Source organism: Herbiconiux liukaitaii (genome assembly GCF_041927495.1).
GTDB lineage: Bacteria > Actinomycetota > Actinomycetes > Actinomycetales > Microbacteriaceae > Herbiconiux > Herbiconiux liukaitaii.
Genome location: NZ_JBHFHG010000002.1, coordinates 760,795 through 785,578 on the forward strand (window position 1 = coordinate 760,795; position 24,784 = coordinate 785,578).

Below are 24,784 nucleotides of genomic sequence, written 5' to 3' on the forward strand. Positions count from 1 at the left end.
CCGGACGGAGAACCGCCATGGTCGTTCGAGGAGCCGGATACGTCTCTGCACGCGGCAGGAATGAGGTTGAGTGAAAGCGACCGGGACGGCATTCTTAGGCCAGAAGGCTATTCGACTTCGTCCGGGTGCGTTATCACTGTAGCACCTTTGAAATCCACGGCCAGAACGAGCGATCTCCAGGGAGTGTCGCTGAGCGAAGCCACGAGATCGGCGGCCGCGAGCCGCTGGCCCGGGTCGCTGCACAGCACGAGGATGCTGGGGCCGGCCCCCGACACCACGGCGGGGAAGCCCTCGGCGCGGAGTGCCTGGATGAGCCTGTCCGTCTCGGGCATGGCGCTCGCACGGTAGCTCTGGTGCAGCTTGTCCTCCGTGGCGGCGAGCAGCAGCTCGGGGCTCTGGATGAGGGCGGCGATGAGCAGGGTGGAGCGCGAGACGTTGAAGATGGCGTCGGCGTGCGGCACGGATTCGGGCTGCAGGCTCCGCGCGAGCGCGGTCGACATGGTCTTCTCCGGCACGAGCACGAGGGGCGAGACGCCGCGGTGCACGATGAGCTTCTTGAACTGGGGGCCCTCGGGAGTGACCCACGCGATGGTGAGACCGCCGAAGAGGGCGGGCGCCACGTTGTCCGGGTGGCCCTCCATCTCGGTGGCGCGCGCGAGCAGGCCGAGCGGATCGATCTCCACGATGCCCTCGAGCAGCCCCTTTGCGGCCATCACGCCCGAGACGATCGCGGCACCGGAGGAGCCGAGGCCGCGGCCGTGCGGGATGACGTTCTTCGCGGTGAGGTGCAGCCCGGGCAGCTCCTGGCCGTAGGCGGCGAATGTGTGCGCGATGGCCCGCACCACGAGGTTCGACTCGTCGGTGGGCACCTCACCTGCGCCCACGCCCTCGACCTGCACGAACGCGCCGGGCTCGTCGCGCACGGCGACCGTGAGCTCGTCGTAGATCGCCAGAGCGAGGCCGAGCGTGTCGAATCCGGGGCCGAGGTTGGCGGTGGTTCCCGGCACGCGCACGGTCACGGAGCGACCGGCGAGCAAGCCGTCTGCGTAGCTCACGACGCCGACTTCTTCAGGCCGAGCACGCCCGCGATCTCGGCGGAGTCCACCGACACGATCGTGGGGGTGATGTCGTCGCCGTCAGCGGTGCGGAGCGCCCACTGCGGGTCCTTGAGGCCGTGACCGGTGACGGTGATCACCACGGTGGAGCCGGCGGGGATCTGCCCGGCCTCCGCGCGCTCGAGGAGACCTGCGACACCGATGGCGGAGGCGGGCTCCACGAAGATGCCGACCTCGGCCGAGAGCAGGCGGTGGGCGGCGAGGATGTGCTCGTCGCTGATGGCGCCGAAGTAGCCGTCGGTGGCCTCGCGGGCGGCGAGGGCCAGCTCCCACGAGGCGGGGTTGCCGATGCGGATCGCGCTCGCGATGGTGTCGGGGTTCTTGACCGGGCGGCCGAGCACGATGGGGGCGGAACCGGCGGCCTGGAAGCCGAACATCCGGGGCAGCTTGGTGATGACGCCGCGCTCGAGCTCCTCGGTGTAGCCGCGCGAGTACGCGGTGTAGTTGCCCGCGTTGCCCACCGGCAGCAGGTGGAAGTCGGGCGCATCCTGCAGCGCCTCGACGACCTCGAAGGCCGCGGTCTTCTGGCCGTTGATGCGGTCGGGGTTGACCGAGTTCACGAGGTGCACGGGGTAGTTGGCCGAGAGGTCGCGGGCAAGGTCGAGGCAGTCGTCGAAGTTGCCCTGCACCTGGATGAGCTCGGCGTTGTGCGCGATGGCCTGGCTGAGCTTGCCCATGGCGATCTTGCCCTCGGGCACGAGCACGGCTGCGGTGATGCCCGCGTGCGTGGCGTAGGCGGCGGCCGAGGCCGAGGTGTTGCCCGTGGAGGCGCAGATGACGGCCTTGGCGCCGTGCTCGACGGCCTTCGAGATGGCCATCGTCATGCCGCGGTCCTTGAAGGAGCCCGTGGGGTTCATGCCCTCGTACTTGACGAAGACCTTGGCACCCGTGCGGGCGGAGAGCGCAGGGGCCGGGATGAGCGGGGTTCCACCCTCACCGAGCGTCACGATGGGCGTCGCATCCGTGATGTCGAGACGGTCGGCGTACTCGTGCAGCACACCCCGCCACTGCCGTGAAGGGATGCCGCGGGAGGGGATGCTCGGGGTGCTGTCGGCCACTAGGGCGTGTCTCCTTCAACTCGTAGGACTGATTCCACGCGCACGACGGCGTCGTGGGCGGAAACAGCCGCCACCGTGGCCGCGAGAGCGGCTTCGGTGGCTTCATGCGTGACGATTACCAGGGTAGCGGTGAGCGGCTGGTCGCCCGACCGCGACCCGTCGGCGGCCAGCGGTGCGCTCGCCACCGTCTGCTGCACGGCCTCCACCGAGACGCCGTGCTCGCTGAACAGCCCGGCGATCTGCGCGAGCACTCCCGGCTTGTCGGTGACCACCAGCGTGAGCTGGTAGCGCGTGGTGACGGATCCGATGCCGAGCACCGCGAGGTTGGCGTGCGTCGACTCGCCCACGCCCGGGCCGCCCGCCACGTGTCGTCGTGCGGCGGAGACGAGGTCGCCGAGCACGGCGGAGGCCGTCTCCACTCCCCCGGCTCCCGCGCCGTAGAACATGAGGTCGCCGGCGGCCTCGGCCTGCACGAACACCGCGTTCTTCGCGGCGTGCACGGCGGCGAGCGGATGCCGGGCGCTGATGAGAGCGGGGTGCACGCGGGCCACCACGCCCTCGACACCCGTCTCCGGATCGGTCAGCCGCTCGCAGATGGCGAGCAGCTTCACGACGTAACCGGCTTTGCGGGCGGCGTCGACCTGCGCGGCCGTGACGGTCGTCATGCCCTCGCGGTGCACCGACTCGACGGGCACGGCGGTGTGGAAGGCGAGGCTCGCGAGGATGGCCGCCTTCTGCGCGGCGTCGAAGCCCTCGACGTCTGCTGTCGGGTCGGCCTCGGCGTAGCCGAGCTCGGTGGCGATGGCGAGGGCGTTCTCGAAGGTGTCGCCCTCCACGTCCATGCGGTCGAGGATGAAGTTGGTGGTGCCGTTCACGATGCCCATGACGCGCACGACCCTGTCGCCCGCGAGCGAGTCGCGGAGCGGTCGGATGATGGGGATGGCACCGCCCGCGGCCGCCTCGTAGTAGAGCTGGGCGCCCACCTGGTCGGCAGCGGCGAACAGCTCGGGCCCGTAGGTGGCGAGCAGCGCCTTGTTGCCCGTGACCACGTCGGCACCGGAGGCGATGGCGAGGTGGATGTACTCACGGGCCGGCTCGAGGCCGCCCATGAGCTCGATCACGATGTCAGCCGACCGGATGAGCGTGTGCGCATCCGTGGTGAGCAGCTCGCGCGGGATGTCGAAGTCGCGCGCCGCGTCGACGTCGCGCACGGCGACACCCACGAGCTCGAGCCCCGCACCCACGCGGGAGGCGAGCTCGTCGCGCTGCTCAAGCAGCAGGCGGGCCACCTGGCTGCCCACGGAGCCGGCGCCGAGCAGGGCGATCCTGAGGTTGCGGTACTCGATGTTCATCGTTCGTCTCCACGGGTGCTGGCGTCGGTGCTGACATCTGTGCGGGCGTCTGTGCTGGCTTGGGGGGCGAAGGCCGTGTCGCGTGAGAGCAGGTCGTGCTCGGTCTCGCGACGGATGAGCACCCTCGCCTCACCGCCCTGCACCGCCACCACGGCCGGTCGGCCCAGGTAGTTGTAGTTGGAGGCGAGCGAATGGCAGTACGCCCCCGTGGCCGGCACCGCGAGGAGGTCACCTGGGGCGACGTCGCCAGGCAGGTAGGCCGCGTTCACCACGATGTCACCGCTCTCGCAGTGCTTGCCCGCCACGCGCACGAGCGCCGGATCCGCCTCGGACGACCGGTTCGCGAGCCGCACGGTGTAGTCGGCGCCGTAGAGCGAGGGGCGCGCGTTGTCGCTCATGCCGCCGTCGACGCTCACGTAGCGGCGCACGTGGTCGGTGGCCGTGCCGTCGTCGGCCGGCACCTGCACGAGCACGTCCTTGATGGTGCCGACCTCGTAGAGGGTGGCTCCCGCGGTGCCGATGATCGAGCGACCCGGCTCGAACGCGAGGGCGGGCACGGGGATGCCGAGGCGCTCGCACTCGGCGGCCACCGCGTCGGCGAGACCGTCGGCGAGCACCTCGATGCGCTCGGGGTCGTCGGCCTCGGTGTAGGCGATGCCGAAGCCGCCGCCGAGGTTGAGGCCGGGCACCTCGCCGCCCTCGAGCAGCTCGGCGTGCAGCTCGAGCAGCCGGGCGGCCGACTCGCTGAAACCGTCGACGCCGAAGATCTGCGAGCCGATGTGGCAGTGCAGGCCGAGGAAGCGCAGCGAGGCGTGCGAGCGGATGGCGGCCACGTACTCGGCGCCCTGGTCGAGCCGCACCCCGAACTTCTGGTCCTCGTGCGCGGTGGCGAGGAAGTCGTGGGTGTGGGCGTGCACGCCGCTGTTGACGCGCAGGCGCACGGTCTGCTGCACGCCGTTCCGCTCGGCCGCCGCGGCGACCCGCTGGATCTCGAGGGCGCTGTCGATCACGATCACGCCCACTCCGGCCTGCACGGCGCGCTCGATCTCAACGACCGACTTGTTGTTGCCGTGCAGAGCGAGGCGCGCGGGGTCGGCGCCGGCCGCGAGGGCCACCGCGAGCTCACCCCCGCTGCAGACGTCGATGGAGAGGCCGGCCTCGGCCATCCAGCGCGCGACCTCGATGCTGAGGAAGGCCTTGGCGGCGTAGTAGACCGTGGCGGTCGTGCCGATGCGCAGGGCGGCGGCGCGGAAGGCGGCGAGCACCTCGGCGGCGCGCTCCCGCGCCTCCTTCTCGTCGATGACGTAGAGCGGGGTGCCGAAGCGGCTCGCGAGCTCGGTGGCCGCGATGCCGCCGAGGGCGAGGCCGCCGTGGCCGTCGCGTTCGGCGGTGCGCGACCAGATCGGCGCGGTGAGCGTGTTCGCGTCGGCCGGATGGCCGAGCCACGCGGGGGCGAGCGGGCTGGACGTCATGAAGCGGATCCCTTTGCTGTGTCGGAAGGCACAAGGGGCGAGCGGACCTGGCTTGGTCCCTGAAGCCGACTCCGAGGTGTGAGCACTCGGATGCAGTCGATCCTAGCCTGTCAGCTGCAGGTGCCGAAGGTGCTGAGGCCCTGCTCGTCGGCCACGAAGTCCTGGGCGGAGAGCTGCACGGTGGCCTCGCCCCCGTCGATGGCGATGTCGTCGATCTCGGCACCCTGCGGGAGGTACTCGGCCACGCACAGCGGGATGGGGCTGTCGGCCACCGTGCCGAGCAGCTGGTCGAGGTCGATGTCGAGGCTGCCTGCGCCCTGCGTGAGGGTGGCGCTCACGGGCACGACGGTCACCTCGGTGCCCGAGCCCTCCACGGTGCCCGCGACGGTGTAGCCGAGCGAGAAGCCGAAGAGGCTCACCGTGCCGTCGAACGAGACCTGGCCGGCGTCGCCGAGCTTGAGCGTGGCGTCGCCGGGCAGCTGCGCCACCTCGTCGACGGCGGTCTGATCGAGTGTGACCGTGGCCGTGACGTCGGCGATGGGCTTCGACAGATCGGTCGGCACCCCCGTGGCCACCACGTGGGCGGCGAGCGGGATGCCGTTCGCCGTGAGCTGCGGCGCATCGAGGTCGACGCGCTCGAGCGAACCCGCGAGCACCTGGGCGAGGAACGACGTGCCGCCGATCGTCACGTCGATGTCGCCCTCGATGTTCTCGGGCAGCTGCGCCGAGATCTCCTCGGCGGCCCGCCCCTCGGCGTAGGCGCGCAGGGCGATGTCGGCCACCACGACGGCCACCGCGAGCAGCACGATCACGATGAGCAGCACCCACGGCCACCGCCGCGCACGGCGCCTCGCGGGAGCGGGCTGGAAGCCGGGGGTCGGCTCGATGGGCAGGGTCGGCGCGGTGCTCATGCGCACATCCTCCCACGGGTGCCGCAGGTCACATGCGGTCGGGCGCTGCGACTCCGATGAGGTCGAGGCCGTTGCGGATGACCTGCCCCGTGGCGTCGTTGAGCCAGAGCCTCGTGCCGTGCACGGGCGCGATCTGCTCGTCGCCGAGCGGCAGCACACGCGTGGCGTCGTACCAGCGGTGGAACTGGCCGGCGAGCTCCTCGAGGTAGCGCGCCACGCGGTGCGGCTCGCGCAGCTCCGCCGCGTGGGCCACCACGCGGGGGAACTCCTGCAGGGCGCCGATGAGCGCCGTCTCGGTGGGATGCACGAGCAGCGCGGGCTCGAAGTCGTCCCGCGTGACGCCGGCCGCCGCCGCGTTCCTGGCCACCGAGCGGGTGCGCGCGTGGGCGTACTGCACGTAGAAGACGGGGTTGTCGTTCGAGCGCGAGCGCAGCTGCTCGCCGTCGAGCGAGAGCGGCGAGTCGGCGGGGTAGCGTGCGAGCCAGTAGCGCAGCGCATCCGCACCGAGCCAGGAGAGCAGGTCGTCGAGCTCGATGATGTTGCCCGCGCGCTTGGAGAGCTTGGCGCCGTTGAGGTTGACGAGCTGGCCGATCAGCACGCTGAGGCTCACGGCCGGGTCGTCGCCCGCGGCGGCGGCGAGGGCCTTGAGGCGGCCCACGTAGCCGTGGTGATCGGCACCCAGGAGGTAGATCTTCTCGCCGAAGCCGCGATCCTTCTTGCTGAGGTAGTACGCCGCGTCCGCCGCGAAGTAGGTGACCACGCCGTTGCCGCGCGTGAGCACACGATCCTTGTCGTCGCCGAAGTCGGTGGTGCGCACCCAGACCGCGTCGTCGGCCTCGAAGACATGGCCCTGGGCGCGCAGGCGCGACTCGGCGTCGTCGATCGCGGTGCGACCGGTCTCGGGGTCTGCCGCGTGCAGCGAGAGCTCGGAGAAGAACACATCGAAGTGCACCCGGAAGCTCTCGAGCGACTGCTTGATCTCGGCCAGCTGGAATCCGTAGGCAAGGTCGCGCGCGATCGCCACGGCCTCCTCCTGGGGCAGGTCGAGCAGATCGGGGCGCTCGGCGAGCACCCGCTGGGCGAGCTCGCCGATGTAGGCGCCGGGGTAGCCCTTCTCCGGGGTGGGCTCACCCTTGGCTGCGGCGAGCACCGAGAGGCCGAAGACGTCCATCTGGCTGCCGGCGTCGTTGATGTAGTACTCCGTCGTGACGGCGGCCCCCGAGGCCTTGAGCACGCGCGCGATCGAGTCGCCGAGCGCCGCCCACCTCGTGTGGCCGATGTGCAGCGGACCGGTGGGGTTGGCCGAGACGAACTCCATGTTGATCACGTGGCCGGCGAGGGCCGTGTTGTGCCCGTACGAGTCGCCCGCCTCCACCACGGAGCGAGCGATCTCGCCCGCCGCGGCGGCATCGAGCCGGATGTTGATGAAGCCGGGGCCGGCCACCTCCACGGCGTCGACGCCCTCGACGGCCTCGATGGCGGGTACGAGCTCGAGCGCGAACTCGCGCGGGTTGCGGCCGAGCCGCTTGGCGAGCTTCATGGCGATGTTCGACGCCCAGTCGCCGTGGTCGCGGTTGCGGGGGCGCTCCAGCACCGTGTCGGCCTCGGTGATCACGACACCCTCGGCGGCTGTGGAGCCCGCGAGATGGGTGCTCACGATCGTGAAGAGGGCGGCGGAGAGGGCTTCAGGAGTCACGGCGAACAATCCTACCGCCGCCGCGGTTCAGCCGAGCTGCACGAGCTCCCGGATGTCGTCGGTGGGCAGCTCGTCGACCACGGCGCCGACCTCGAGCCGGTCGAGGCGGAGGAAGCCGCCGTTGGTGGTGAGGAACGCCGTGTCGGAGGCGTCTCGGCCCGTGGCGATGCGCACGAGGCTCTGCCTCGGCGCGAGGGTCGTGGCGTCGACCACCTGCCATGCGCCGTCGACGTAGGCCTCGGCCACGGCGTGGAAGTCCATGGGCGAGAGACCGGGGGCGTAGACCGAGGCGAGGCGGGCCGGCACGTCGAGCGCGCGCAGCAGCGCGATCACGAGGTGCGCGTAGTCGCGGCACACGCCCTGGCGGAGCAGCAGGGTCTGCACCGCGCCGTCGGTGGGCGCGCTCGAACCGGGCACGTAGCTGAGCTCCGATCCCACCCACGAGCTCACCGCCTCGAGCAGCACGCGCCCGTGCAGGCCGTGGAACTCGGCCACCGCGGTGGGCAGAAGGGTGTCCGACTCGCAGTAGCGGCTCGGCCGGAGATAGCGGATGAGGTCCATCGGCAGCACGGGGGCGGGCTCCACCCGACCGTCGACCACCGCTTCGTAACGTGCGGTGAGCGTACCGGCCGGCACCTCGAAGGTGTGCAGTCGGGTGCCGTGCTGGTCGAACACCTCCTCGGGAGTCACGAGCTCGCCGCCTGCGCGGTACTCGATGAGCTCTCGGGAGGTCTCGACGCCTTCGGCGACGGCGAGGGAGAAGACGACGGTGGTGGCCTTGTCGACGGTCGCGTCGATCGAGGCGAAGACGGTGCGCTGCATGCTCCCGATCCTGACACGGCCTGAGGCCCTCCGGTGACAGGATCGCTCCGCCGACCCTGCTAACCTGGAGGCACCCGGGCCCCCATAGCTCAGGGGATAGAGCGTCTGCCTCCGGAGCAGAAGGCCGCAGGTTCAAATCCTGCTGGGGGCACCCTCGTCACCACCCGCCGTCTCGGCCGAGTCGATTTCCCTCGAAATCCTCATCTTCCCCCTCTCGGGCCTCTAGGATGAGCGCCACGCGGACCACCCATCCGCGCACATCAGGGCAGTCCATCGATGAAGAGGATCCGAGAGCATGAGCGCCATCGAGACCTACCGGAGCCACAACATGTGGCACAACCGCATGCAGGGCGAAGACACCGATCTGTCATCACACGTCATCCGCACCCAGGCCATCGCCGAAGGCCGCACCTGGGCGCGGACGCGCCAGTGCGACCACATCGTGCGGAAGGCCGACGGCTCGATCGAGTCGGTCACTCCCTACGCCAAGCGCCCGACCTCGGTCTAGACCAGGCGCACGAAGTAGTAGCTGCCCCACAGCCCGTTGGCGTGGGTCACGTACCGGCCCCAGTCGGGCGAGTGGATGACTCCGCCGTGCCCGTCGTAGATGCCGATGTGCGATCCCGGCCAGACCACGAGGTCGCCCGGCTGCGCATCCTGCGCCGACACACGCACACCCATGGCCGCCTGGCGGCTCACGAGACGCGGTAGCTGGATGCCGAACTGGCCGTAGACGTACTGGGTGAGGCCGTCGCAGCCGAAGCTGTCGTTGGGGTCGGCTCCGTAGCCGTAGGGCACGACGCCCACGAACTGCTCGGCGTAGTCCACGACCGCCTGGCCGCTGTACGACTGCGCGGGCGGCGACACGTTGACGGGTGCAGACGGTGCCGGGGCGGGAGCGGAACCGCCACCACCGCCGCCTCCCCCGCCGCCGGAACCGGAACCGCCTTCGGCGGCGTCGGCCGCCTCCTGACGCTGACGCTCCGCCTCGGCGGCCGCTTGCGCCGCCGCCTCCTCCTGCTCCTTGGCGATGCGGGCCTGCTCGGCCACGCGCACTCCCTCCTCGAACTGCGCCTGAGTGAGGGCGGTGTTGGTCTTGAGGGCGTCGAGCTGCACCGTGAGCTCGGCCTCGTGCGCCTCCTGCTCGAGCAGGGCGCTCTGCACGGTCTGCTGCGCGTCGCGCGCCGACTGGAGCGACTCGGCGGCCGCGGTGGCGAGGCCCTCGAGCTTGGACTCGGCCACGGCGGCCTGCTCGCTCAGCGAGTCCGCGGTGTTCGAATCCTGCTCGGCCTGGTCGAAGACGGTCTTGCTCGTCTCACTGAGCTTCGACATGGCGCCGAGCTGGTAGAGCAGGTCGTCGCTGCCATCGCCGGAGACCATGAGCTGCGACGTGAGGTCGTTGCCCGCACTGCGGGCGAACTGGGCCGCGAGACCCGCGGCACGCTTGCTCGAGGCGGCGGCGTCGGCTTTCGCCTGCTCCGCCTGAGAAGCCAGGCCGTCGGCCTTCCGCTGACCGGCGGCCAGAGCCTTCTGCGCCGTCTGATCCACCTGCCACGCCTCGTTCGCCACGACCTGGGCGGCGTCGACGTCGTCCTGGAGACCGGCTATGAGGCCCTCGAGCTCGCTGATCTGGGCGGCCTTGGCGCTCTCGCTCTGCTGCGCGGCCTGCACGTCGTCCCACGAGGGGTAGTCGGTGGCCATCGCGGGAGACGAGATGAGCAGGGTGGCGGCGAGCACCGTGGCCGAGAACAGCGCGCAGGGCCCGGCCAGTCGGCGTGGAGCCCGGAAGGCGGATGTCTCGGTGCGGCGCATGGGTCTCCCCCGGTGATCGGATCAGGCGATCGTGAACACTTACGTCACACGAGTCACAGCAACAACATCGATCACATTAGCAACACGCCGAGCACAATGTCAGCCCCGAGGTGGGAATCGGGGTTATAAGCGGCCCTTCCCTCGGGCAGGGAGGGTGATCAGACGGGCGATCAGGCAGCGCGCGCGATCAGGCGGCGAGAGCTGCGGCGCGCGTGACCGACGAGAGGATGCCGGCGAACTGGCCGCGCTCCGCCCGCACGTCTTCGGGGTGCCACTGCACGCCCACGATCGGCAGCTCGCGGTGCTCGACCGCCTCGATGAGCCCGTCCTCCGCCGTGGCGGCGATGCGGAGACCCCGGCCGAGCCGGTCGATGGCCTGGTGGTGGGCGCTCCGAGTGCTGAGTGCGCCGCCGAAGCGCGCGGCGAGCCTCGACTCCGCCGCGAGCGCCACGTCGTGCGTCGACATCACGCGGTGCACAGGAACACCCTCGTTGCGGTGCGAGGAGGAGTCGCCGAGATCCTGCAGGAGTGTGCCGCCGAGGGCCACGTTGATGATCTGGTGGCCACGGCAGACGCCCACGAGCGGCGTCGCGCGCTCGGCCGCGCGCCGCACGAGTGCGAGCTGCGCGTCGTCGGCACGCTCGAGGTGGGCGCCCTCCCTCGCGTAGCCGCGCGCCGCGCCGTAGTACTCGGGCGCGATGTCCTCGCCGCCCAGCACCACGATCGCCGCCGAGCGCTCGGTGCGGCGCAGAGTGCCGAGCGCGCCCTCCTCCGCGGCGGAGACCACATCGACCTGCCAGCCCACGGCCTCGGAGTCGGCCACGGCACGTGCGAGCAGGAGCTTCGAGTAGGCGGCGTACTCCAGGGCGAGCGGCCGGTCGCGCGTGGCGACCACGACGCTGAGGCGGGCTCCGGAGGTCATGCATCCATCCTCGCGATCTCGGCTCCCGGTCGCACGCGCCCCGTAACGGGACGACACATCCGCGACGCCGCATCCGGGGCCGCCCGCTCGGAGGACGTTCAGCAATCACGGGGAGAACACCCGGTTCCGTAGCGGTGAGGAGTCAGCCCTCCTAGGATTCAGGCAATGAGAGCACCGCACCGCCTCCGTCGCGCGGCCACTCGCCGCCCCCTGTCCGCCGCCGTCTTCGCCGCCGCAGCCGCCCTCGTGGCCGCCGCGGCACTGCTCGCCACCCCGGGTGGCCTCCTGACGCCGCTCGCCGCCCACGCGGGTGACCCCGTCTCGCTCGACGGCCGGTACGTCGTCGACGAGGTGGGAGTGCTCGGCTCCGCCGAGTCCGAGGTGCAGGAGGCCGTTGACACGCTCGCCACCGAGCAGGGCGTCAACCTCTTCGTCATCTACACCGACCGCTTCGAGAACCCCTCCGACCGCGGGGCCTGGGCCGACGAGGTGGCCGACATCAACCAGTTCGGCACCAACGACGTGCTGCTCGCGGTGGCCGTCGACGACCGGCTGTACCAGTTCTCCGTGGCCTCCGACTTCGCGCTCGACGACGAGACGCTCTCCCGGATCGAGACCGACGACCTCATCCCCGCCCTGCGCGACGACGACTGGGCAGGGGCCGGCGTGGCCGTGGCCGAGGGGCTCGACCGCGAGCTCGGCGCCTCGGGCGGCGACTCGGAGAGCACGCCGGGCGGCCTCCCCGCCGCCGTGTTCTGGCTCATCGCGATCCTCGTGATCGTGATCGTGGCCGCCCTCGTGATCGCGCTCGTCATCCGCCGTCGTCGTCGCCTCGACGCGGTGGCCACCGAGAAGGCGGCCGTCGCAGGTCCCAGCCTCAAGGAGCTCGAGCAGCGGGTGGGCGCCGTGCTCGTGGACCTCGACGATGCCGTGACCTCGAGCGAGGAGGAGCTCGGCTTCGCCGTGGCCCAGTTCGGCACCGAGGCGACCGCGCAGTACTCCCAGGTGCTCGCCGCCGTGAAGACGACGCGCAGCGAGGCCTTCGCGCTCAAGCAGAAGCTCGACGACGCGGTGCCGGACACCGACGAGGAGCGGCGCGCCTGGTGCGAGCAGATCATCGCGATGTGCGACTCGGCCTCCGACCAGCTCGACGCCCAGGTCGACTCCTTCGCGGCCCTCCGCGAGGTGGAGCGCGACCCCGCGGCCTCCCTCGCCGCGGCCGACACCGATCTCGCCGCCCTCGCCACCGAGACCACGGACGCGAAGGCCAGGGTGACCCGCCTCGTGGAGCGGTACGACGCGAACGCCCTGAGCACGGTCGACGGCAGCGTGACCCAGCTCGAGAGCCTGCGCACCTTCGCCACGAACGAGCTCGAGGCCGCGCGCACGGAGATCGCCGCGGGCAAGACCGCCGAGGCGGCCCTGGGCATCCGCGCCGCCCGCCAGGCCATCGGCCAGTCGCGCACCCTCGTGGGGGCCATCGCCACTCTCGAGACCGAGCTCGAGAGTGCGGCCGGCAGTCTGGCCGCCGTCGTGGGCGATGCGGAACGCGACGTCGCCGAGGCCGCCCGGCTGCAGGCAGCAGGTCAGGCGCCCGCCGACCTCGCACCCCTCGCCCAGACCGTGAGCGTGGAGCTCGACCGCTCGCGCAGCATCGGCGCCCGCGACCCGCTCACCGCCCGCGCCGCCCTCGAGGCCGCCGACGCACCCCTCGACACGGCTCTCGCCGCCATCCGCGGTGAGCAGGAGCGCGCCGCCAGGCTCATCGTGCAGCGCGACCGTGCCATCGCGACCGCCCAGAACGAGGTGGGCCAGGCGCAGAGCTTCCTGCAGACCCGCCGCGGCGCCGTGGGGCCGGATGCGCGCACACGGCTCTCGGAGGCGCAGCGCCACCTCGACCAGGCACTCGCCACGGCCACGACCGATCCGGAGGCCTCCCTGCGCGATGCCACCACGGCCTCCCAGCTCGCGAGCCGCGCCACCTCGGCCGCCAGACTCGACGTGTCGACCGCTCAGGGCTCGTACGGCCAGAGCTCGAACGGCGCGTACGACGGCGGCGGTCGCGGCGACGACGACGACAGCTTCAGCGGAGGGCTGCTCGGCGGCATCCTCGGCGGTCTCCTCAGCGGCGGGGGCGGCGGAGGCAGCAGTTGGAGCAGCGGATCCAGCGGCGGCTGGGGCGGCGGCAGCCGCGGGGGTGGCTACAGCGGCCGCTCGCGCTCCTCGAGCTCGGGCTCGCGTCGTTCGAGCGGCGGGCGCTCCTCGGGCCGCCGAGGCGGTGGCGGCCGCTTCTAGCCGCTTCGCCCCCCACCCCCGTACACACGACCTCATCGATCAGAACCTCATCGATCAGAACCAGAACAGAAGGAGAACACGATGTCCACCAAGCAGTCGATCTTCGGCCGCATCGCGCAGCTCGCGAAGGCCAACATCAACAACCTGATCGATCAGGCCGAAGACCCCCAGCTCATGATCGACCAGCTCGTGCGCGACTACACGTCGAACATCGCCGACGCCGAGAGCGCGATCGCGCAGACCATCGGCAACCTGCGTCTGCTCGAGGACGACCACCGCGCCGACGTGGCCGCCGCCGCCGACTGGGGCCGCAAGGCTCTCGCGGCGAGCACGAAGGCCGATGAGTTCCGCGCCGCAGGCAGCACCGCAGACGCCGACAAGTTCGACGCCCTCGCCAAGGTGGCTCTCACCCGCCAGCTGAACGCCGAGAACGAGGCGCGCGACGCCGAGCCCTCGATCGCCTCGCAGACCGAGTCGGTCGAGAAGCTCAAGACGGGCCTCACCTCCATGAAGGAGAAGCTCGGCCAGCTCAAGTCGAAGCGCGACAACCTCGTGGCCCGTGCCAAGACGGCCGAGGCGCAGGGCAAGGTGCAGGATGCGCTGAAGAACATCAACGTGCTCGACCCCACGAGCGACCTCGGCCGCTTCGAGGACAAGATCCGCCGCGAGGAGGCCCGCGTGCGTGGCCAGGAGGAGCTCAACGCCTCGAGCCTCGACTCGCAGTTCGAGAGCCTCGACGATCTGGGCGAGCTCACCGAGGTCGAGGCGCGACTCGCCGCCCTCAAGGCCGGCTCGGCTCAGAAGACCGTCACCGACGGCCAGTAGCGCCGGTCGAGGCGTGAGCACGCACTTCGTCGTCGTCCCCGCGTGGCAGGGCTCGGGTTCGAGCAGGGCCATGCGGTTGATCGACGGCGCCGACGCCATTCGCGGAGATCTGCCGGCCGCCTCCACCACGGTGGTGGAGGTGCCGGCGGGCGCGGGTGAATCCCTCGACACGGGGGTGCACCGCTACTCCTCGATCGCCCAGATCGCCGAGTCGCTGACGGCGGCGCTCGAGCAGGTCACCGGCACGCCGCTCATCGTCGGCGGCGACTGCGGGGTCGAGTTCGCGGCCATCAGGCACGCCCTGGCCGGTCGCGACGACGTGGCCGTGGTGTGGTTCGACGCGCACGCCGACCTCAACACCCCGGAGTCGTCGCCCTCCGGTGCGTTCCACGGCATGGTCGTGCGCACTCTGCTCGGCGGCGGCCCCGCCGACCTCGCGCCGTCTCCCCTGCTCGAGCCCGGGCGGCTCATCCTCGCCGGCACGCGCTCGCTCGACGACGCCGAGGCCGACCATGTGGCCGAGGCCGGCATCGTGCTGCTGCCTCCCGAGAGGCTGCGCACCCCCGAGGCCGTCGTGGCCGCCGTGCGCGCCACCGGCGCCCGCTCGGTGTACCTGCACGTCGATCTCGACGTGCTCGATCCGGCCGAGATCACCGGGGTCGCCTTCCCCGAGCCCTTCGGCGTCGGGGTCACGGAGCTCACCGACGCCATCAGGGCGGTGCGGGCGGAGTTCGAGCTCGTCGGCTCGGGGATCACCGAGTTCGCCCCGGCCGATCCGGGTGCCGCCGTCGGCGACCTCCCCACCATCCTGCGGATCGTCTCCGCTCTCGTACGTTGAAGACCCACCCCAGAGGAGTGACCATGAGCCAGGAATTCGATGTCATCGTGATCGGAGCGGGAGCGGTGGGCGAGAACGTGGCCGACCGCGCCGTGCAGGGCGGCCTCACCGTCGCTCTCGTGGAGGCGGAACTGGTGGGCGGCGAGTGCTCGTACTGGGCCTGCATGCCGTCGAAGGCCCTCCTCAGGAGCGGCGAGGCCGTGCGGTCCGCCCAGCACGTGGGAGGCGCCGCCGAGGCCGTGACGGGTGACATCGACGTGGCGGCCGTGCTGAAGCGGCGCGACTCGTTCACGAGCGGCTGGGACGATTCAGGCCAGGTGGAGTGGGTGCGGGGCGCCGGCATCGAGCTCGTGCGAGGCCACGCCATGTTCACGGGCGTCAAGGAGCTGCGCGTCACCGCGGAGGGCGGCGCAGAGAGCACCCTCGTGGCCCGGCACGCCGTGGTGGTCTCGACGGGTTCGACCGCCCTGCTCCCCGACGTGCCCGGCCTCGCCGAGGCGCGCCCGTGGACGAGTCGCGAGGCCACGAGCGCGAAGAGCATCCCCGCGCGCCTCACCGTGGTGGGCGGCGGGGTCGTGGCCGTCGAGATGGCCACCGCCTACGCCTCGCTCGGCGCCGAGGTCGACCTCGTCTCGCGCGGAAAGCTGCTGGCCACCCAGGAGCCCTTCGCCGGCGAGATCGTGGCCACCTCGCTCGAGGGCCTCGGGGTGCGCCTGCACCTCGAGCACTCCCCCACCGAGGTGCGGCGCGGAGACGACGGCGTGGTGCGCACGACCCTCGACGACGGCACCGTGCTGGAGTCGGAGGAGATCCTCGTGGCCACCGGTCGACTCCCGCGCACGGGCGACCTCGGCCTCGAGGCCATCGGGCTGACCCCGGGCGACTGGCTCCACGTCGACGACAGCCTGCGCGTGCTCGGCGACGACGGCGCTCCCCTCGGCGAGGGCTGGCTGTACGCCACGGGAGACGTGAACCACCGCGCCCTGCTCACCCACCAGGGCAAGTACCAGGCCCGCGCGGCCGGCGACGCGATCGTGGCACGCGCCACGGGCGAGACCGTGCACGACGGCCCCTGGGGCAAGCACGCGGCCACCGCCGACCACCGCGCCGTGCCGCAGGTGACCTTCACCGACCCGCCCGTCGCCTCGATCGGCCTCACGGCGGCCGCCGCCGAGAAGGAGGGCCTGCGCACCCGGGTGGTCGACTACGAGATCGGCAGCGTGGCCGGCGCGAGCGTGCACAGCGACGGCTACACGGGCACCGCGCGCATGGTGGTGGACGAGGATCGCCAGGTGATCGTGGGCGTGACCTTCGTGGGGCCAGACATGCAGGAGCTGCTGCACTCCGCCACGGTGGCCGTGGTGGGCGAGGTGCCGCTCTCCCGGCTCTGGCACGCCGTGCCCTCCTACCCCACCATCAGCGAGGTCTGGCTGCGCCTGCTCGAGGGCTACGGCAGGCAGAGCGCATGACGGAGCGGAGGCACGGCATGGAGCGGGTGCGGGCGGTGCTCTACGCGCCGCCGATCGCTCGAGCCGGCTACCTCTACGCCACCGGTGTCGGACTCGTGCTCGGATCGCTAGGCGTGGTGCTCGCCGGCGCCAAGGCCAGACGGGTCGACGGTCTGTTCGTGTTCACGGGCCTGCCGTCGTGGGCGTTCCGCCGCGGCGGCACGTGCGTGGGCGGCGTCTACCTCACGCGCATCAACGACGCCCCGTCGGTGCTGCGGCACGAGGCCGTGCATCGTCGGCAGTGGCAGACGTACGGCATGGTGTTCCCGCTGCTGTACGCCCTGGCCGGGCAGAATCCGCTCACCAACCACTTCGAGATCGAGGCCGGGCTCGAGGACGGCAACTACCTGCCGCGGCGCAAGGGCTAGCGGCTGAGGATCTCGGCGTCTCCGGCGAACCAGACGCACAGGTCGTCGCCGTCGAAGTCGGCGAGGCCGGTCGACATCTCGCCCATCCAGGCGGTGACGGCGCGCTCGACGGCCTGGCCGGGAGCGCAGGCGAGGCCCGATCCCATGGCACCGGAGCGCACGTCGCGCGGCAGCCAGGCCACGGTGACCCGCTCGGGAGTGGCGATCGGGTCGATGTCGGATGCCGTGGCGACCTCCACGAAGACCTGGCCGCGGGCCTTGTCGCCGAGGAGGGCGACGATCGCGCGGATGGAGTCGAGATCGGCTTCGGTGCCTGCGATGAGGACACGGCCGGTGGCACGGGACACGTCGGTGGCGTCAGAGGCGATCACATACATTTGACCTCAGTATAGGCATGCCTTACTTAGGATTGCCACACCTCACCGCGTGCCGATCACCACTGCGGCGGGTGCACCGTCTCCCAGCGCAACCGGCGCTCGAGCTGACGGCCCAGCGCGAGCAGCGTGGCCTCGCCTCCCGGCCGTCCGATGAGCTGCGCCCCCATCGGCAGCCCCTCCACCGTGCGGTGCACCGGGAGGGTGATGGCCGGCAGTCCGCTCACGTTCACGAACGAGGTGAAGGGCGAGTAGAGCACCTGCTGCTCGAAGTTCCTCTCGCCGTCGTCGGGGTCGTGCCAGCCGATCGGGCGCGGCGTCAGTGCGAGCGTGGGAGTGAGCACGGCGTCGAAGCGGTCGAACTGCCGGATGATGGACCGCTCGAACGCCGACAGCGTGCTGAGCGCCGCCGCGAGCTGCTGTGCCGAGAGCGCCCGCCCGCGGTGCATGAGCCACCGGGTGAGTGGTTCGAGCAGGTGCTCGGTGTCGTCGTCGGCGGCGATCTGGGAGGCGCCCACCTGCCAGATGGTGCGGAACGCCGCGTAGTACTCGGGCGAGGGCTCGAGCGAGAGCTCCTCCATGCCGTGCCCGAGCTCCACGAGGCCGTCGCGCGCCACGGCGAGGGCGGCCTCGGCCTCCGGCGCCACCGTGATGTCGTAGTCGTGCCGCCACGGGGAGTCGGTGGTGACACCGATCTGGAACCGTCCCTCTCCGCGCACGGCGGCACCGAGGTAGGGCCCGTCGTCGTACTCGGGCGCCCGAAGCGTGAAGGGGTGCACGATGCGGCCGCCCCGACGCGCGATCATGCCGTCGAGCAGCATCGCCGCATCCGTGACCGACCGGGCCAGAGGGCCGGCCACGCTGAGCCCCCCGAGCGATCCGATGCCCGAGAGCGCGGGCACGAGCCCCCTGGTGGGCTTGAGCCCCACGAGACCGCACGCAGCCGCGGGGATGCGGATGGAACCCCCGCCGTCCGATCCGGGCGCGAACGGCAGCAGGCCCGCCGCCACGGCCACCGCCGCTCCCCCGCTCGACCCGCCTGGGCCCAGCCGGGTGTCGTAGGGGTCACGGGCGGGGGGCGCCACGGAGCTCTCGGTGTACCCCGACAGCCCGAACTCGGGAGTGGCGGTCTTGCCGAGGCTCACGGTGCCCGCGGCGTCGAGCTGCCGCACGATCTCGTCGCTCGCCTCGGGCACGACATGCTCGAAGAGACGGGATCCGAAGGTCGTGCGCACCCCCGCCCGGCGGGCGAGATCCTTGTCGCCCGAGGGCAGGCCGAAGAGCGGCGCTGTGCGGTCGTCGGCGGAGTCGAGCTCGCGCGCCCTCTGCCTGGCCTTCTCCGCCGTGACCGTGTGGAAGGCACCGAGCGAGGGATCGAGGCGTTCGATGCGCTCGAGGTAGTGATCGGTCAGCTCGAGCACGCCGAGCTCGCGGCGCTGCACGAGCCGGTACTGCTCGAGGGCGCTCAGGTCGTGCAGGGCATCGCTCATGACGACCGAGCGCTACTTGAGCGACTTCTGCAGCAGCACCGTGCCGAGCCAGTGTCCGAACTTGAAGCCCACGCGGCCGAGCCGACCGACCTCCTTGAAGCCGAAGGCCTCGTGCAGGCGGATCGAGGCGTCGGCCCCCTGATCGGCGATCACCGCGAGCATCTCCTTGATGCCGGCCTGCTTCGACCGCGTGATGAGCTCGGCGAGCAGGGCCTTGCCGAGCCCCTTGCCCGTGGCGGCAGGGCCGAGGTAGATCGAGTTCTCGACCGTGCGGCGGTACGCGGCCTTCTGCTTCCAGGCCGAGACGTAGGCGAAGCCGAGCAGGGTGCCTGCTGGCGAGAGCGCCACGAGGAAGGGGTAGTCGAACTTGCGGGTCCAGGCGAACTTCTGGCGCCACTCCTTGAGCGTCATGGCGTCTTCGTCGAAGGTCACGACCGTGTTGGCGACGTAGTGGTTGTAGATCTCGCGGATGTAGGGCAGGTCGCTCTCCACCGCATCCCGGATCGTGTACTCGAACGGCACCTCGAGCGGGGGCTTCTCGTCGACGGCCGGCCTGAGGTTCCTCGGCAGCCGGCGGCGCGGCTGGTACTCCTCTTCCAACATGCGATCAGCCTACGTGCCAGTCCACGGGATCCGCTCCCTGCTCGGCGAGCAGCGCGTCGGCCCTGCTGAAGGGCTTCGAGCCGAAGAAGCCGCGGTGCGCGGAGAGGGGACTCGGATGCGCCGAGGCGATCGAGGGCACGTCGCCGAGCATCGGCACGAGCCCCTCGGCATCCTTGCCCCACAGGATCGCCACGAGCGGCCCACCGCGCTCGGCCAGCACCTGGATGGCGTGCGCGGTCACCTCCTCCCAGCCCTTGCGGCGATGGGATCCGGCCTCACCCGGCGTGACCGTGAGCACCCTGTTGAGCAGCAGGACTCCGTTGGCCTCCCACGACGAGAGGTCGCCGTGCTCGGCCGGTGGGATGCCGAGATCGTCGTGCAGCTCGCGGTAGATGTTGGCGAGGCTCCGCGGGATCGGCCGCACATCGCGCGCGGTGGCGAACGAGAGTCCGATCGGGTGGCCGGGGGTGGGGTAGGGATCCTGGCCCACGATGAGCACCCGCACATCGTCGAGCGGTGCCCGGAAGGCCCTCAGCACGTCGGGGCCGGCCGGCAGGTATCCCCGCCCGGCGGCGTTCTCGGCGCGAAGGAAGTCGCCGAGGGCGGCGAGACGGTCGCCGATGGGCTCGAGAGCCAGGGCCCAGTCGGGGTCCATCGACCCGCTTTGGGCGAGCTCGGTCAGGGAGAGCGGTGGCATGGAGAGGAGCGGGGCGCCCGGGCTCAGCCCGCGCCGACGGTCGAGACCCGCACGCTGCCGGAGTCGGGTGTGATCTTCCACACCGAGCCGCGGCCGATCACGCGCAGGGGCCCTTCGCCGATCACCAGGGCGGTGTGCTCGTCGATCGCGACCCCTCCGTCGACGACTCCGGCCTCGGTGGCGGCGATGAGCCGAGTCACCGACCCCCACTGCGCGGCGTGCACGTCGACGGCGAGGTCGATGAGGCCGATGCCGGGAGCCACGGTGAGCTGCTCGAGATCCTCCGCAGCCTCCTCGGCACCGATCTCGACGGTGTCGATCTTCCAGCCGCCCACCACGGCCTTCTCGGCCACGATCGCCGCTCCCGCCGAGAACCCGAGGTAGGGCACGCCGGCGGCCACGAGTCGTCGCAGCTCGCCGAACGAGGGCTCGAGAGACGTGCGGTAGGCGGGGGTGAGCCCGCCCCACACCACGATGCCGTCGACCTCCGCGAACGCGGAGGGCTGGATGGGCGCGTTCTCGAGCGCCAGCACCGCCACGGGATCGAACCTGCCGAGCAGCTCGAAGGCCGCCAGGAGCTCGGCGAACTTCTCCGGGCCGTCGCCGTCGCGCACGAGCACGATGGCCAGCCGGCCCCCTTCGAGCTTGCCCGCCGCTTCGGCGTGCGCGGCGACCTCCTCGAAGAACGGGCGGTACACCTCGCCCTCGGCTTCGACCGGCCAGCCGCCGCCGACCAGGTGGATGCTCATTCGGCACCCACGGGCGGGTGCGCCGACCAGGGGAAGACGATCCAGCGGTCGGTGGTCTTCCAGTGGAAGTCGGGCGCGATGACCGAGCGAGGCTTGATGTAGAGGGTGGCCGACTTCACGGTGATGTCGACCTTCTCGAGCAGCTCCACCACGAGCGCGAGCGTGCGGCCGGAGTCGGCGACGTCGTCGACGAGAAGCACGTTCTTGCCGATCAGCGGCTCGTTGTCGAGCAGCGGCGGGAGGATGATGGGCTCCGGCAGCGTCTCCTCGATGTCGGAGTAGAACTCCACGTTGAGGCTGCCGCAGCTCTTCACGCCGAGGGCGTAGGCGAGGGCACCGCCAGGGATGAGGCCGCCGCGCGCGATGGCGATCACGAAATCGGGCTCGAAACCGGACTCCACGATGTCCTGCGCGAGCGAGCGGGACGCCTCTCCGAACTCGAGCCAGCCGAGCACCTCCCGCTCGGGTGTGTCGGCCTCGGTGGGTTCTATGCTCGATTCCATGCACGCCAGGCTACCGGACGCGATGAGGTCGCCGAGCGGCGTCGTGGGCGTCACCGCCTCGCTCATCGGATTCCTCTTCCTCGTCGAGATCACGAGCGGCATCATCCAGGGCTACTACGTGCCCCTCATCCCGGATCTGGTGCGTCACCTCGGCATCCGCGACGCCGACTTCAACTGGTTCGAGGCCGCGCAGCTGCTGCTCTCGGCCATCGTGGTGCCCGTGCTCGCCAAGCTGGGCGACATGGTGGGGCACAAGCGCATCCTGCTCATCTCGACCGTGCTCACGGCCCTCGCGAGCTGGTGGCTCGTGCTCGCGGGCGACTTCACGAGCTTCCTCATCGCGTGGGCGCTGCAGGGCTTCTACGTGGTGTGGCTGCCGCTCGAGGTGGCGCTCATCTTCGACAGGGGCCGGCGCACCGGCCGGGCCGCCTCGCAGACCCGCCGCGCGGCCGGGCTGCTCGTGGTGGCGCTCGAGGCGGGGGCCATCATCGGCGCTCTCTCGAGCGGGCAGATCTTCACGGCGCTCGGCGGCGACGTGCCGCTCACCATGATGGTGCCGGCGATCGCCGTGACGCTCGTGTTCTTCGCCATCCTGTTCGGGGTGCCCGAGTCGACCCCGAGCCCCGGGCGACGGCTCGACATCCTGGGCTTCACACTGCTCACCCTCGGGCTGCTGCTCGTGACCAGCGGGCTCACCTTCCTGCGCATCAACGGTCCGGAGACGTGGTGGGTCTGGGCGCTCATCGCCCTCGGGGTGCTCTCGTTCCTGCCGTTCGGCGCCTACGAGCTGCGGCAGAAGGATCCGGCCATCGACCTGCGCATGCTGCGGCAGCCCACCATGTGGCCCGTGCAGCTCACCGCCGGTCTCGTGGGCATCAGCCTGCTCGGCGCGCAGGCCCCGCTCAGCACCTTCGCCGGCACGGATCCAGTGAACGGCTACGGCCTCGGCCTCCCCGCCTCGTCGATCTCGTACCTCATCGGTGCCTACCTCATCTCGATGATCGTGGGCGCCCTGCTGTTCCCCGTGGTCTCCCGGCGCACGAGTCCGCGGGTCGCCCTCATCGCCGCAACGTTCCTCGTAGCCATCGGCTACGGCCTGTTCCTGCCGTTCCACGTCGAGACCTGGCAGGTGTTCGTCAACATGGCGATCGCGGGCATCGGATCGGGTGCGCTCGTGGGAGCCCTGCCCGCCGCCGCCGCGGCCGCAGCACCCCTCGGACACACCGGCATCGCGGCGGGCCTCACGAACACCACCAAGACGATCGGCGGATCGTTCGCCTCGGCGGTGTTCGCCGTGGTGCTCTTCCAGGGCGCCTCGACCGCCGTGACGGCCACGGCCTCGAGCCTGAGCGGCTACCTAGCGGTGTGGAGCATCTGCGCGGCCGGAGCCCTCGTGGCTGCCGTGCTCCTCTTCTTCGTGCCCAAGCTGGCCTTCGCCGACCCGGTGCTGGAGGAGCCCGTTCTCACTTCTCCGGCTGCTTGACCTTCAGCTCGCCGCGCGCCACCTTGTAGGGCGCCGACTGGGCCACGGGCTTGATCACCACGAGGTCGAGGCTGATGTGCGGGGGCAGCTCGAGCATCGACACGATCGTGGCGGCCACGTCGTCGGCGCTCAGCGGATCGGGCACGTTCGCGTAGACCGAGTCGGCGCGATCCTGGTCGCCCTTGAAGCGGTTGAGCGAGAACTCCTCGGTGTGCACCATGCCGGGCGCGATCTCGAGCACCCGGATGGGCTCGCCCGAGAGCTCGAGCCGCAGCACGTCGAGCATGGCGTGCTCGGCGAACTTGGCCGCGTTGTAACCACCGCCGCCCTCGTAGGGGGTGTGGCCGGCGATCGAGGTGACGGTGAGGATGTCGGCCGAGCCGCCGGGCTCGACCGAGGCGCGCAGCATCGGCAGCAGCGCCTGGGTCACCTGCTGCACGGCGATGACGTTGATCTCGTACATCCAGCGCCAGTCGTCGGCCGTGCCGCCCTCCACGGGGTCGAGGCCCATGGCCCCGCCGGCGTTGTTGACGAGGGTGGAGACGCCTCCCGTGGCCTCGAGGTGGTCGCGGAGCGCCTGCACGTCCTCCTGCTCGGTGAGGTCGGCCACGAAGTACGTGGCTCCCGTCTCGGCGGCGAGTTCCTGCAGCCTGTCCTCGCGACGGGCGACGCCCACCACCTCCCAGCCGTGGGTGCGCAAGAGGCGCACCGTGGCCGCCCCGATGCCCGAACTCGCTCCTGTGACCACTGCGCGCTTCATCCGCGTCCCTTCGACGGACCGGGACCTCCCCGGTCCCTTCCGTAATTACAAAGGTAGTGTGAGACGGTGTCGTCACCGGTCGCCTCCACTCCCCCGACGACAGCGCCCACGACGCGTCAACCGCTGTGGGACAACGCCCGCTTCGTGGCGATCACGCTCGTGGTGGTGGGTCACGCCATCCTCAAGCTCATCGGCGAATCGGATGAGGCCTACGGCGTCTACCTCTTCATCTACGCCTTCCACGTGCCGGTCTTCGTGGCCGTGGCGGGCTACTTCGCCAAGGCGGATGCACCGGGGCCGAAGCAGCTCAAGCGCCTGGTGACCGACCTGCTGCTGCCATACCTCATCTTCGAGACCATCTGGACGGGCATCCAGTGGGCCGTCACCGGTCGGGCTCGGATCGACTTCGTGAGCCCCTCGTGGACGCTGTGGTTCCTGCTCGCGCTCATCATGTGGCGAGTGGCGCTCCCCTATCTCGCCCTGCTGCGGTTCCCGTTGCTCATCTCCGTGGTCGTCTCGGTGGCGAGCGGCTACCTCCCCGCCCTCAACGGGGTGCTCGCGCTCGACCGCACGTTCGCGCTGCTGCCGTTCTTCGTGCTCGGCTGGAAGCTCAGGCAGCTGCCGCTCACCGAGCTGTGGCTCACGGCGTCGACCCGCACCGTGCTGCTCGTGCGTGCCGGCGCGGTGGCTCTCTTCGGCGTGCTGGCGGTCGTGATCGCCGTCGGCCTCCCGTTCTGGCGCGAGGTGAGCATCCGGCGCGTGTTCCTCTTCCAGGAGGCCTATCCCTCGTTCGGCTACGACGAGTGGTGGGCCGGTGCTCTGCGTCTCGTCGCGATCGGGGTGGCGGGGCTGCTCGTGTTCGCCTTCCTCGCCCTCGTGCCGCGCGGCACCACGTGGTTCTCGTCGTACGGCCAGGCCACGCTCTACGTGTATCTGCTGCACACCTTCGTGCTCTATCCGTTCCGCCAGTCGGGGTGGCTCGACGGGGAGCAGCCGTGGTGGATGCTGCCTGGCCTGATCGTGTTCAGCGTGCTCGTGGCGGTGGTGCTCTCGCAGCCGTTCGTGCGCCGCGTGTTCCGGCCGCTCGTGGAGCCCAGGGCCGACTGGCTCTTCGTTCGGCGCGGGTAGGGA

24 protein-coding genes and 1 tRNA gene are annotated in these 24,784 nt (G+C 71.1%); 9 read left to right on the forward strand and 16 right to left on the reverse strand.

Going from position 1 to position 24,784, the window contains the following annotated elements; genetic code table 11:
- Window positions 1–107 precede the first annotated feature (107 nt).
- The 7 genes from thrB to ACEXQC_RS04180 form a co-directional block, all read right to left on the reverse strand.
- Window positions 108–1,055, reverse strand: coding sequence for a homoserine kinase (gene thrB, locus ACEXQC_RS04150; RefSeq protein ID WP_374818716.1), 948 nt, complete (start codon window positions 1,053–1,055; stop codon window positions 108–110).
- Window positions 1,052–2,173, reverse strand: a complete 1,122-nt coding sequence (gene thrC / locus ACEXQC_RS04155; protein ID WP_374818718.1) for a threonine synthase — start codon at window positions 2,171–2,173, stop codon at window positions 1,052–1,054. The genes thrB and thrC overlap by 4 nt, the downstream gene beginning before the upstream one ends.
- Window positions 2,173–3,525 (reverse strand): homoserine dehydrogenase, encoded by a 1,353-nt coding sequence (locus ACEXQC_RS04160; protein ID WP_374818720.1) that lies wholly within the window; start codon window positions 3,523–3,525, stop codon window positions 2,173–2,175. Before ACEXQC_RS04160 ends, thrC begins: the two co-directional genes overlap by 1 nt.
- A complete protein-coding gene (gene lysA / locus ACEXQC_RS04165) occupies window positions 3,522–4,997 on the reverse strand; it encodes a diaminopimelate decarboxylase (RefSeq protein ID WP_374818722.1) in 1,476 nt (491 codons plus the stop codon). Before lysA ends, ACEXQC_RS04160 begins: the two co-directional genes overlap by 4 nt.
- Before the next feature lie 110 nt (window positions 4,998–5,107).
- A complete protein-coding gene (locus ACEXQC_RS04170) occupies window positions 5,108–5,908 on the reverse strand; it encodes an LmeA family phospholipid-binding protein (protein ID WP_374818724.1) in 801 nt (266 codons plus the stop codon).
- Between the two features lie 28 nt (window positions 5,909–5,936).
- Window positions 5,937–7,604 carry an arginine--tRNA ligase gene (locus ACEXQC_RS04175; protein WP_374818726.1) on the reverse strand — a complete coding sequence of 556 codons (1,668 nt, stop codon included), beginning with the start codon at window positions 7,602–7,604 and terminating at the stop codon, window positions 5,937–5,939.
- 27 nt (window positions 7,605–7,631) lie between these two features.
- Window positions 7,632–8,426 carry a transglutaminase-like domain-containing protein gene (locus ACEXQC_RS04180; protein WP_374818728.1) on the reverse strand — a complete coding sequence of 265 codons (795 nt, stop codon included), beginning with the start codon at window positions 8,424–8,426 and terminating at the stop codon, window positions 7,632–7,634.
- A 78-nt stretch (window positions 8,427–8,504) separates the two neighbouring features.
- On the opposite strand from ACEXQC_RS04180, the gene ACEXQC_RS04185 reads away from it, so the two are divergent.
- Window positions 8,505–8,577 (forward strand) — tRNA-Arg (locus ACEXQC_RS04185).
- 144 nt (window positions 8,578–8,721) lie between these two features.
- Window positions 8,722–8,934, forward strand: coding sequence for a hypothetical protein (locus ACEXQC_RS04190; RefSeq protein ID WP_374818730.1), 213 nt, complete (start codon window positions 8,722–8,724; stop codon window positions 8,932–8,934).
- Here ACEXQC_RS04190 and ACEXQC_RS04195 read toward each other — a convergent pair.
- Together ACEXQC_RS04195 and ACEXQC_RS04200 are read right to left on the reverse strand one after the other, a co-directional pair.
- Window positions 8,931–10,238: a C40 family peptidase gene (locus ACEXQC_RS04195; protein WP_374818732.1), complete on the reverse strand. Its 1,308-nt coding sequence runs from the start codon at window positions 10,236–10,238 to the stop codon at window positions 8,931–8,933. The genes ACEXQC_RS04190 and ACEXQC_RS04195 overlap by 4 nt on opposite strands.
- 187 nt (window positions 10,239–10,425) lie before the next feature.
- On the reverse strand, window positions 10,426–11,160 hold the full coding sequence (locus ACEXQC_RS04200) for a gamma-glutamyl-gamma-aminobutyrate hydrolase family protein (RefSeq protein WP_374818734.1): 735 nt from the start codon (window positions 11,158–11,160) through the stop codon (window positions 10,426–10,428).
- 165 nt (window positions 11,161–11,325) lie between these two features.
- Here ACEXQC_RS04200 and ACEXQC_RS04205 point away from each other — a divergent pair, with 165 nt between their 5' ends.
- The 5 genes from ACEXQC_RS04205 (at window position 11,326) to ACEXQC_RS04225 (ending at window position 16,994) form a co-directional block, all read left to right on the forward strand.
- On the forward strand, window positions 11,326–13,455 hold the full coding sequence (locus tag ACEXQC_RS04205) for a TPM domain-containing protein (RefSeq protein WP_374818736.1): 2,130 nt from the start codon (window positions 11,326–11,328) through the stop codon (window positions 13,453–13,455).
- A gap of 81 nt (window positions 13,456–13,536) precedes the next feature.
- Complete coding sequence (locus ACEXQC_RS04210) at window positions 13,537–14,280, forward strand: PspA/IM30 family protein (protein ID WP_374818738.1); 744 nt, start codon at window positions 13,537–13,539, stop codon at window positions 14,278–14,280.
- A 13-nt stretch (window positions 14,281–14,293) separates the two neighbouring features.
- Window positions 14,294–15,118 (forward strand): arginase family protein, encoded by an 825-nt coding sequence (locus tag ACEXQC_RS04215; RefSeq protein ID WP_374818740.1) that lies wholly within the window; start codon window positions 14,294–14,296, stop codon window positions 15,116–15,118.
- Between the two features lie 23 nt (window positions 15,119–15,141).
- Window positions 15,142–16,587 (forward strand): dihydrolipoyl dehydrogenase family protein, encoded by a 1,446-nt coding sequence (locus ACEXQC_RS04220; protein ID WP_374818742.1) that lies wholly within the window; start codon window positions 15,142–15,144, stop codon window positions 16,585–16,587.
- Window positions 16,584–16,994 (forward strand): Fe-S oxidoreductase, encoded by a 411-nt coding sequence (locus ACEXQC_RS04225; RefSeq protein WP_374818744.1) that lies wholly within the window; start codon window positions 16,584–16,586, stop codon window positions 16,992–16,994. Before ACEXQC_RS04220 ends, ACEXQC_RS04225 begins: the two co-directional genes overlap by 4 nt.
- Here the strand turns inward: ACEXQC_RS04225 and ACEXQC_RS04230 are convergent.
- From ACEXQC_RS04230 to ACEXQC_RS04255, 6 genes are read right to left on the reverse strand one after another with little or no spacing between them, the layout of a single operon-like run.
- Window positions 16,991–17,371, reverse strand: a complete 381-nt coding sequence (locus ACEXQC_RS04230; protein WP_374818745.1) for an SIP domain-containing protein — start codon at window positions 17,369–17,371, stop codon at window positions 16,991–16,993. The two genes, ACEXQC_RS04225 and ACEXQC_RS04230, sit on opposite strands and share 4 nt — an antisense overlap.
- A 56-nt stretch (window positions 17,372–17,427) precedes the next feature.
- Window positions 17,428–18,858, reverse strand: a complete 1,431-nt coding sequence (locus ACEXQC_RS04235) for an amidase (RefSeq protein ID WP_374818747.1) — start codon at window positions 18,856–18,858, stop codon at window positions 17,428–17,430.
- A 12-nt stretch (window positions 18,859–18,870) separates the two neighbouring features.
- Window positions 18,871–19,461 (reverse strand): GNAT family N-acetyltransferase, encoded by a 591-nt coding sequence (locus tag ACEXQC_RS04240; protein WP_374818749.1) that lies wholly within the window; start codon window positions 19,459–19,461, stop codon window positions 18,871–18,873.
- Window positions 19,462–19,465: 4 nt separating this feature from the next.
- Window positions 19,466–20,158: a uracil-DNA glycosylase gene (locus ACEXQC_RS04245; RefSeq protein WP_374818751.1), complete on the reverse strand. Its 693-nt coding sequence runs from the start codon at window positions 20,156–20,158 to the stop codon at window positions 19,466–19,468.
- A gap of 23 nt (window positions 20,159–20,181) precedes the next feature.
- On the reverse strand, window positions 20,182–20,907 hold the full coding sequence (locus ACEXQC_RS04250) for a type 1 glutamine amidotransferase family protein (protein ID WP_374818753.1): 726 nt from the start codon (window positions 20,905–20,907) through the stop codon (window positions 20,182–20,184).
- Entirely contained in the window at window positions 20,904–21,410 is a 507-nt protein-coding gene (locus tag ACEXQC_RS04255) for a phosphoribosyltransferase (RefSeq protein ID WP_374818755.1), read from the reverse strand. The genes ACEXQC_RS04250 and ACEXQC_RS04255 overlap by 4 nt, the downstream gene beginning before the upstream one ends.
- A 22-nt stretch (window positions 21,411–21,432) precedes the next feature.
- On the opposite strand from ACEXQC_RS04255, the gene ACEXQC_RS04260 reads away from it, so the two are divergent.
- Window positions 21,433–22,893, forward strand: coding sequence for an MFS transporter (locus ACEXQC_RS04260; RefSeq protein ID WP_374818757.1), 1,461 nt, complete (start codon window positions 21,433–21,435; stop codon window positions 22,891–22,893).
- Here ACEXQC_RS04260 and ACEXQC_RS04265 read toward each other — a convergent pair.
- Window positions 22,874–23,653, reverse strand: coding sequence for an SDR family oxidoreductase (locus ACEXQC_RS04265; RefSeq protein ID WP_374818759.1), 780 nt, complete (start codon window positions 23,651–23,653; stop codon window positions 22,874–22,876). The two genes, ACEXQC_RS04260 and ACEXQC_RS04265, sit on opposite strands and share 20 nt — an antisense overlap.
- 66 nt (window positions 23,654–23,719) lie before the next feature.
- Here ACEXQC_RS04265 and ACEXQC_RS04270 point away from each other — a divergent pair, with 66 nt between their 5' ends.
- Window positions 23,720–24,781: an acyltransferase family protein gene (locus ACEXQC_RS04270; RefSeq protein WP_374818761.1), complete on the forward strand. Its 1,062-nt coding sequence runs from the start codon at window positions 23,720–23,722 to the stop codon at window positions 24,779–24,781.
- Window positions 24,782–24,784 lie beyond the last annotated feature (3 nt).

What these genes read in the sequence shown, in the direction of transcription:
- ACEXQC_RS04235 (WP_374818747.1), bottom strand. Translation starts at nt 18,858, where the DNA reads ATGAGCGATGCCCTGCACGACCTGAGCGCCCTCGAGCAGTACCGGCTC.
- ACEXQC_RS04245 (WP_374818751.1), bottom strand. Translation starts at nt 20,158, where the DNA reads ATGCCACCGCTCTCCCTGACCGAGCTCGCCCAAAGCGGGTCGATGGAC.
- ACEXQC_RS04255 (WP_374818755.1), bottom strand. Translation starts at nt 21,410, where the DNA reads ATGGAATCGAGCATAGAACCCACCGAGGCCGACACACCCGAGCGGGAG.
- ACEXQC_RS04210 (WP_374818738.1), top strand. Translation starts at nt 13,537, where the DNA reads ATGTCCACCAAGCAGTCGATCTTCGGCCGCATCGCGCAGCTCGCGAAG.
- ACEXQC_RS04225 (WP_374818744.1), top strand. Translation starts at nt 16,584, where the DNA reads ATGACGGAGCGGAGGCACGGCATGGAGCGGGTGCGGGCGGTGCTCTAC.
- lysA (WP_374818722.1), bottom strand. Translation starts at nt 4,997, where the DNA reads ATGACGTCCAGCCCGCTCGCCCCCGCGTGGCTCGGCCATCCGGCCGAC.
- ACEXQC_RS04250 (WP_374818753.1), bottom strand. Translation starts at nt 20,907, where the DNA reads ATGAGCATCCACCTGGTCGGCGGCGGCTGGCCGGTCGAAGCCGAGGGC.
- ACEXQC_RS04160 (WP_374818720.1), bottom strand. Translation starts at nt 3,525, where the DNA reads ATGAACATCGAGTACCGCAACCTCAGGATCGCCCTGCTCGGCGCCGGC.
- ACEXQC_RS04170 (WP_374818724.1), bottom strand. Translation starts at nt 5,908, where the DNA reads ATGAGCACCGCGCCGACCCTGCCCATCGAGCCGACCCCCGGCTTCCAG.
- ACEXQC_RS04230 (WP_374818745.1), bottom strand. Translation starts at nt 17,371, where the DNA reads ATGTATGTGATCGCCTCTGACGCCACCGACGTGTCCCGTGCCACCGGC.
- ACEXQC_RS04265 (WP_374818759.1), bottom strand. Translation starts at nt 23,653, where the DNA reads ATGAAGCGCGCAGTGGTCACAGGAGCGAGTTCGGGCATCGGGGCGGCC.
- ACEXQC_RS04200 (WP_374818734.1), bottom strand. Translation starts at nt 11,160, where the DNA reads ATGACCTCCGGAGCCCGCCTCAGCGTCGTGGTCGCCACGCGCGACCGG.
- ACEXQC_RS04180 (WP_374818728.1), bottom strand. Translation starts at nt 8,426, where the DNA reads ATGCAGCGCACCGTCTTCGCCTCGATCGACGCGACCGTCGACAAGGCC.
- ACEXQC_RS04195 (WP_374818732.1), bottom strand. Translation starts at nt 10,238, where the DNA reads ATGCGCCGCACCGAGACATCCGCCTTCCGGGCTCCACGCCGACTGGCC.
- ACEXQC_RS04220 (WP_374818742.1), top strand. Translation starts at nt 15,142, where the DNA reads ATGAGCCAGGAATTCGATGTCATCGTGATCGGAGCGGGAGCGGTGGGC.
- ACEXQC_RS04260 (WP_374818757.1), top strand. Translation starts at nt 21,433, where the DNA reads ATGAGGTCGCCGAGCGGCGTCGTGGGCGTCACCGCCTCGCTCATCGGA.
- ACEXQC_RS04190 (WP_374818730.1), top strand. Translation starts at nt 8,722, where the DNA reads ATGAGCGCCATCGAGACCTACCGGAGCCACAACATGTGGCACAACCGC.
- ACEXQC_RS04205 (WP_374818736.1), top strand. Translation starts at nt 11,326, where the DNA reads ATGAGAGCACCGCACCGCCTCCGTCGCGCGGCCACTCGCCGCCCCCTG.
- ACEXQC_RS04240 (WP_374818749.1), bottom strand. Translation starts at nt 19,461, where the DNA reads ATGTTGGAAGAGGAGTACCAGCCGCGCCGCCGGCTGCCGAGGAACCTC.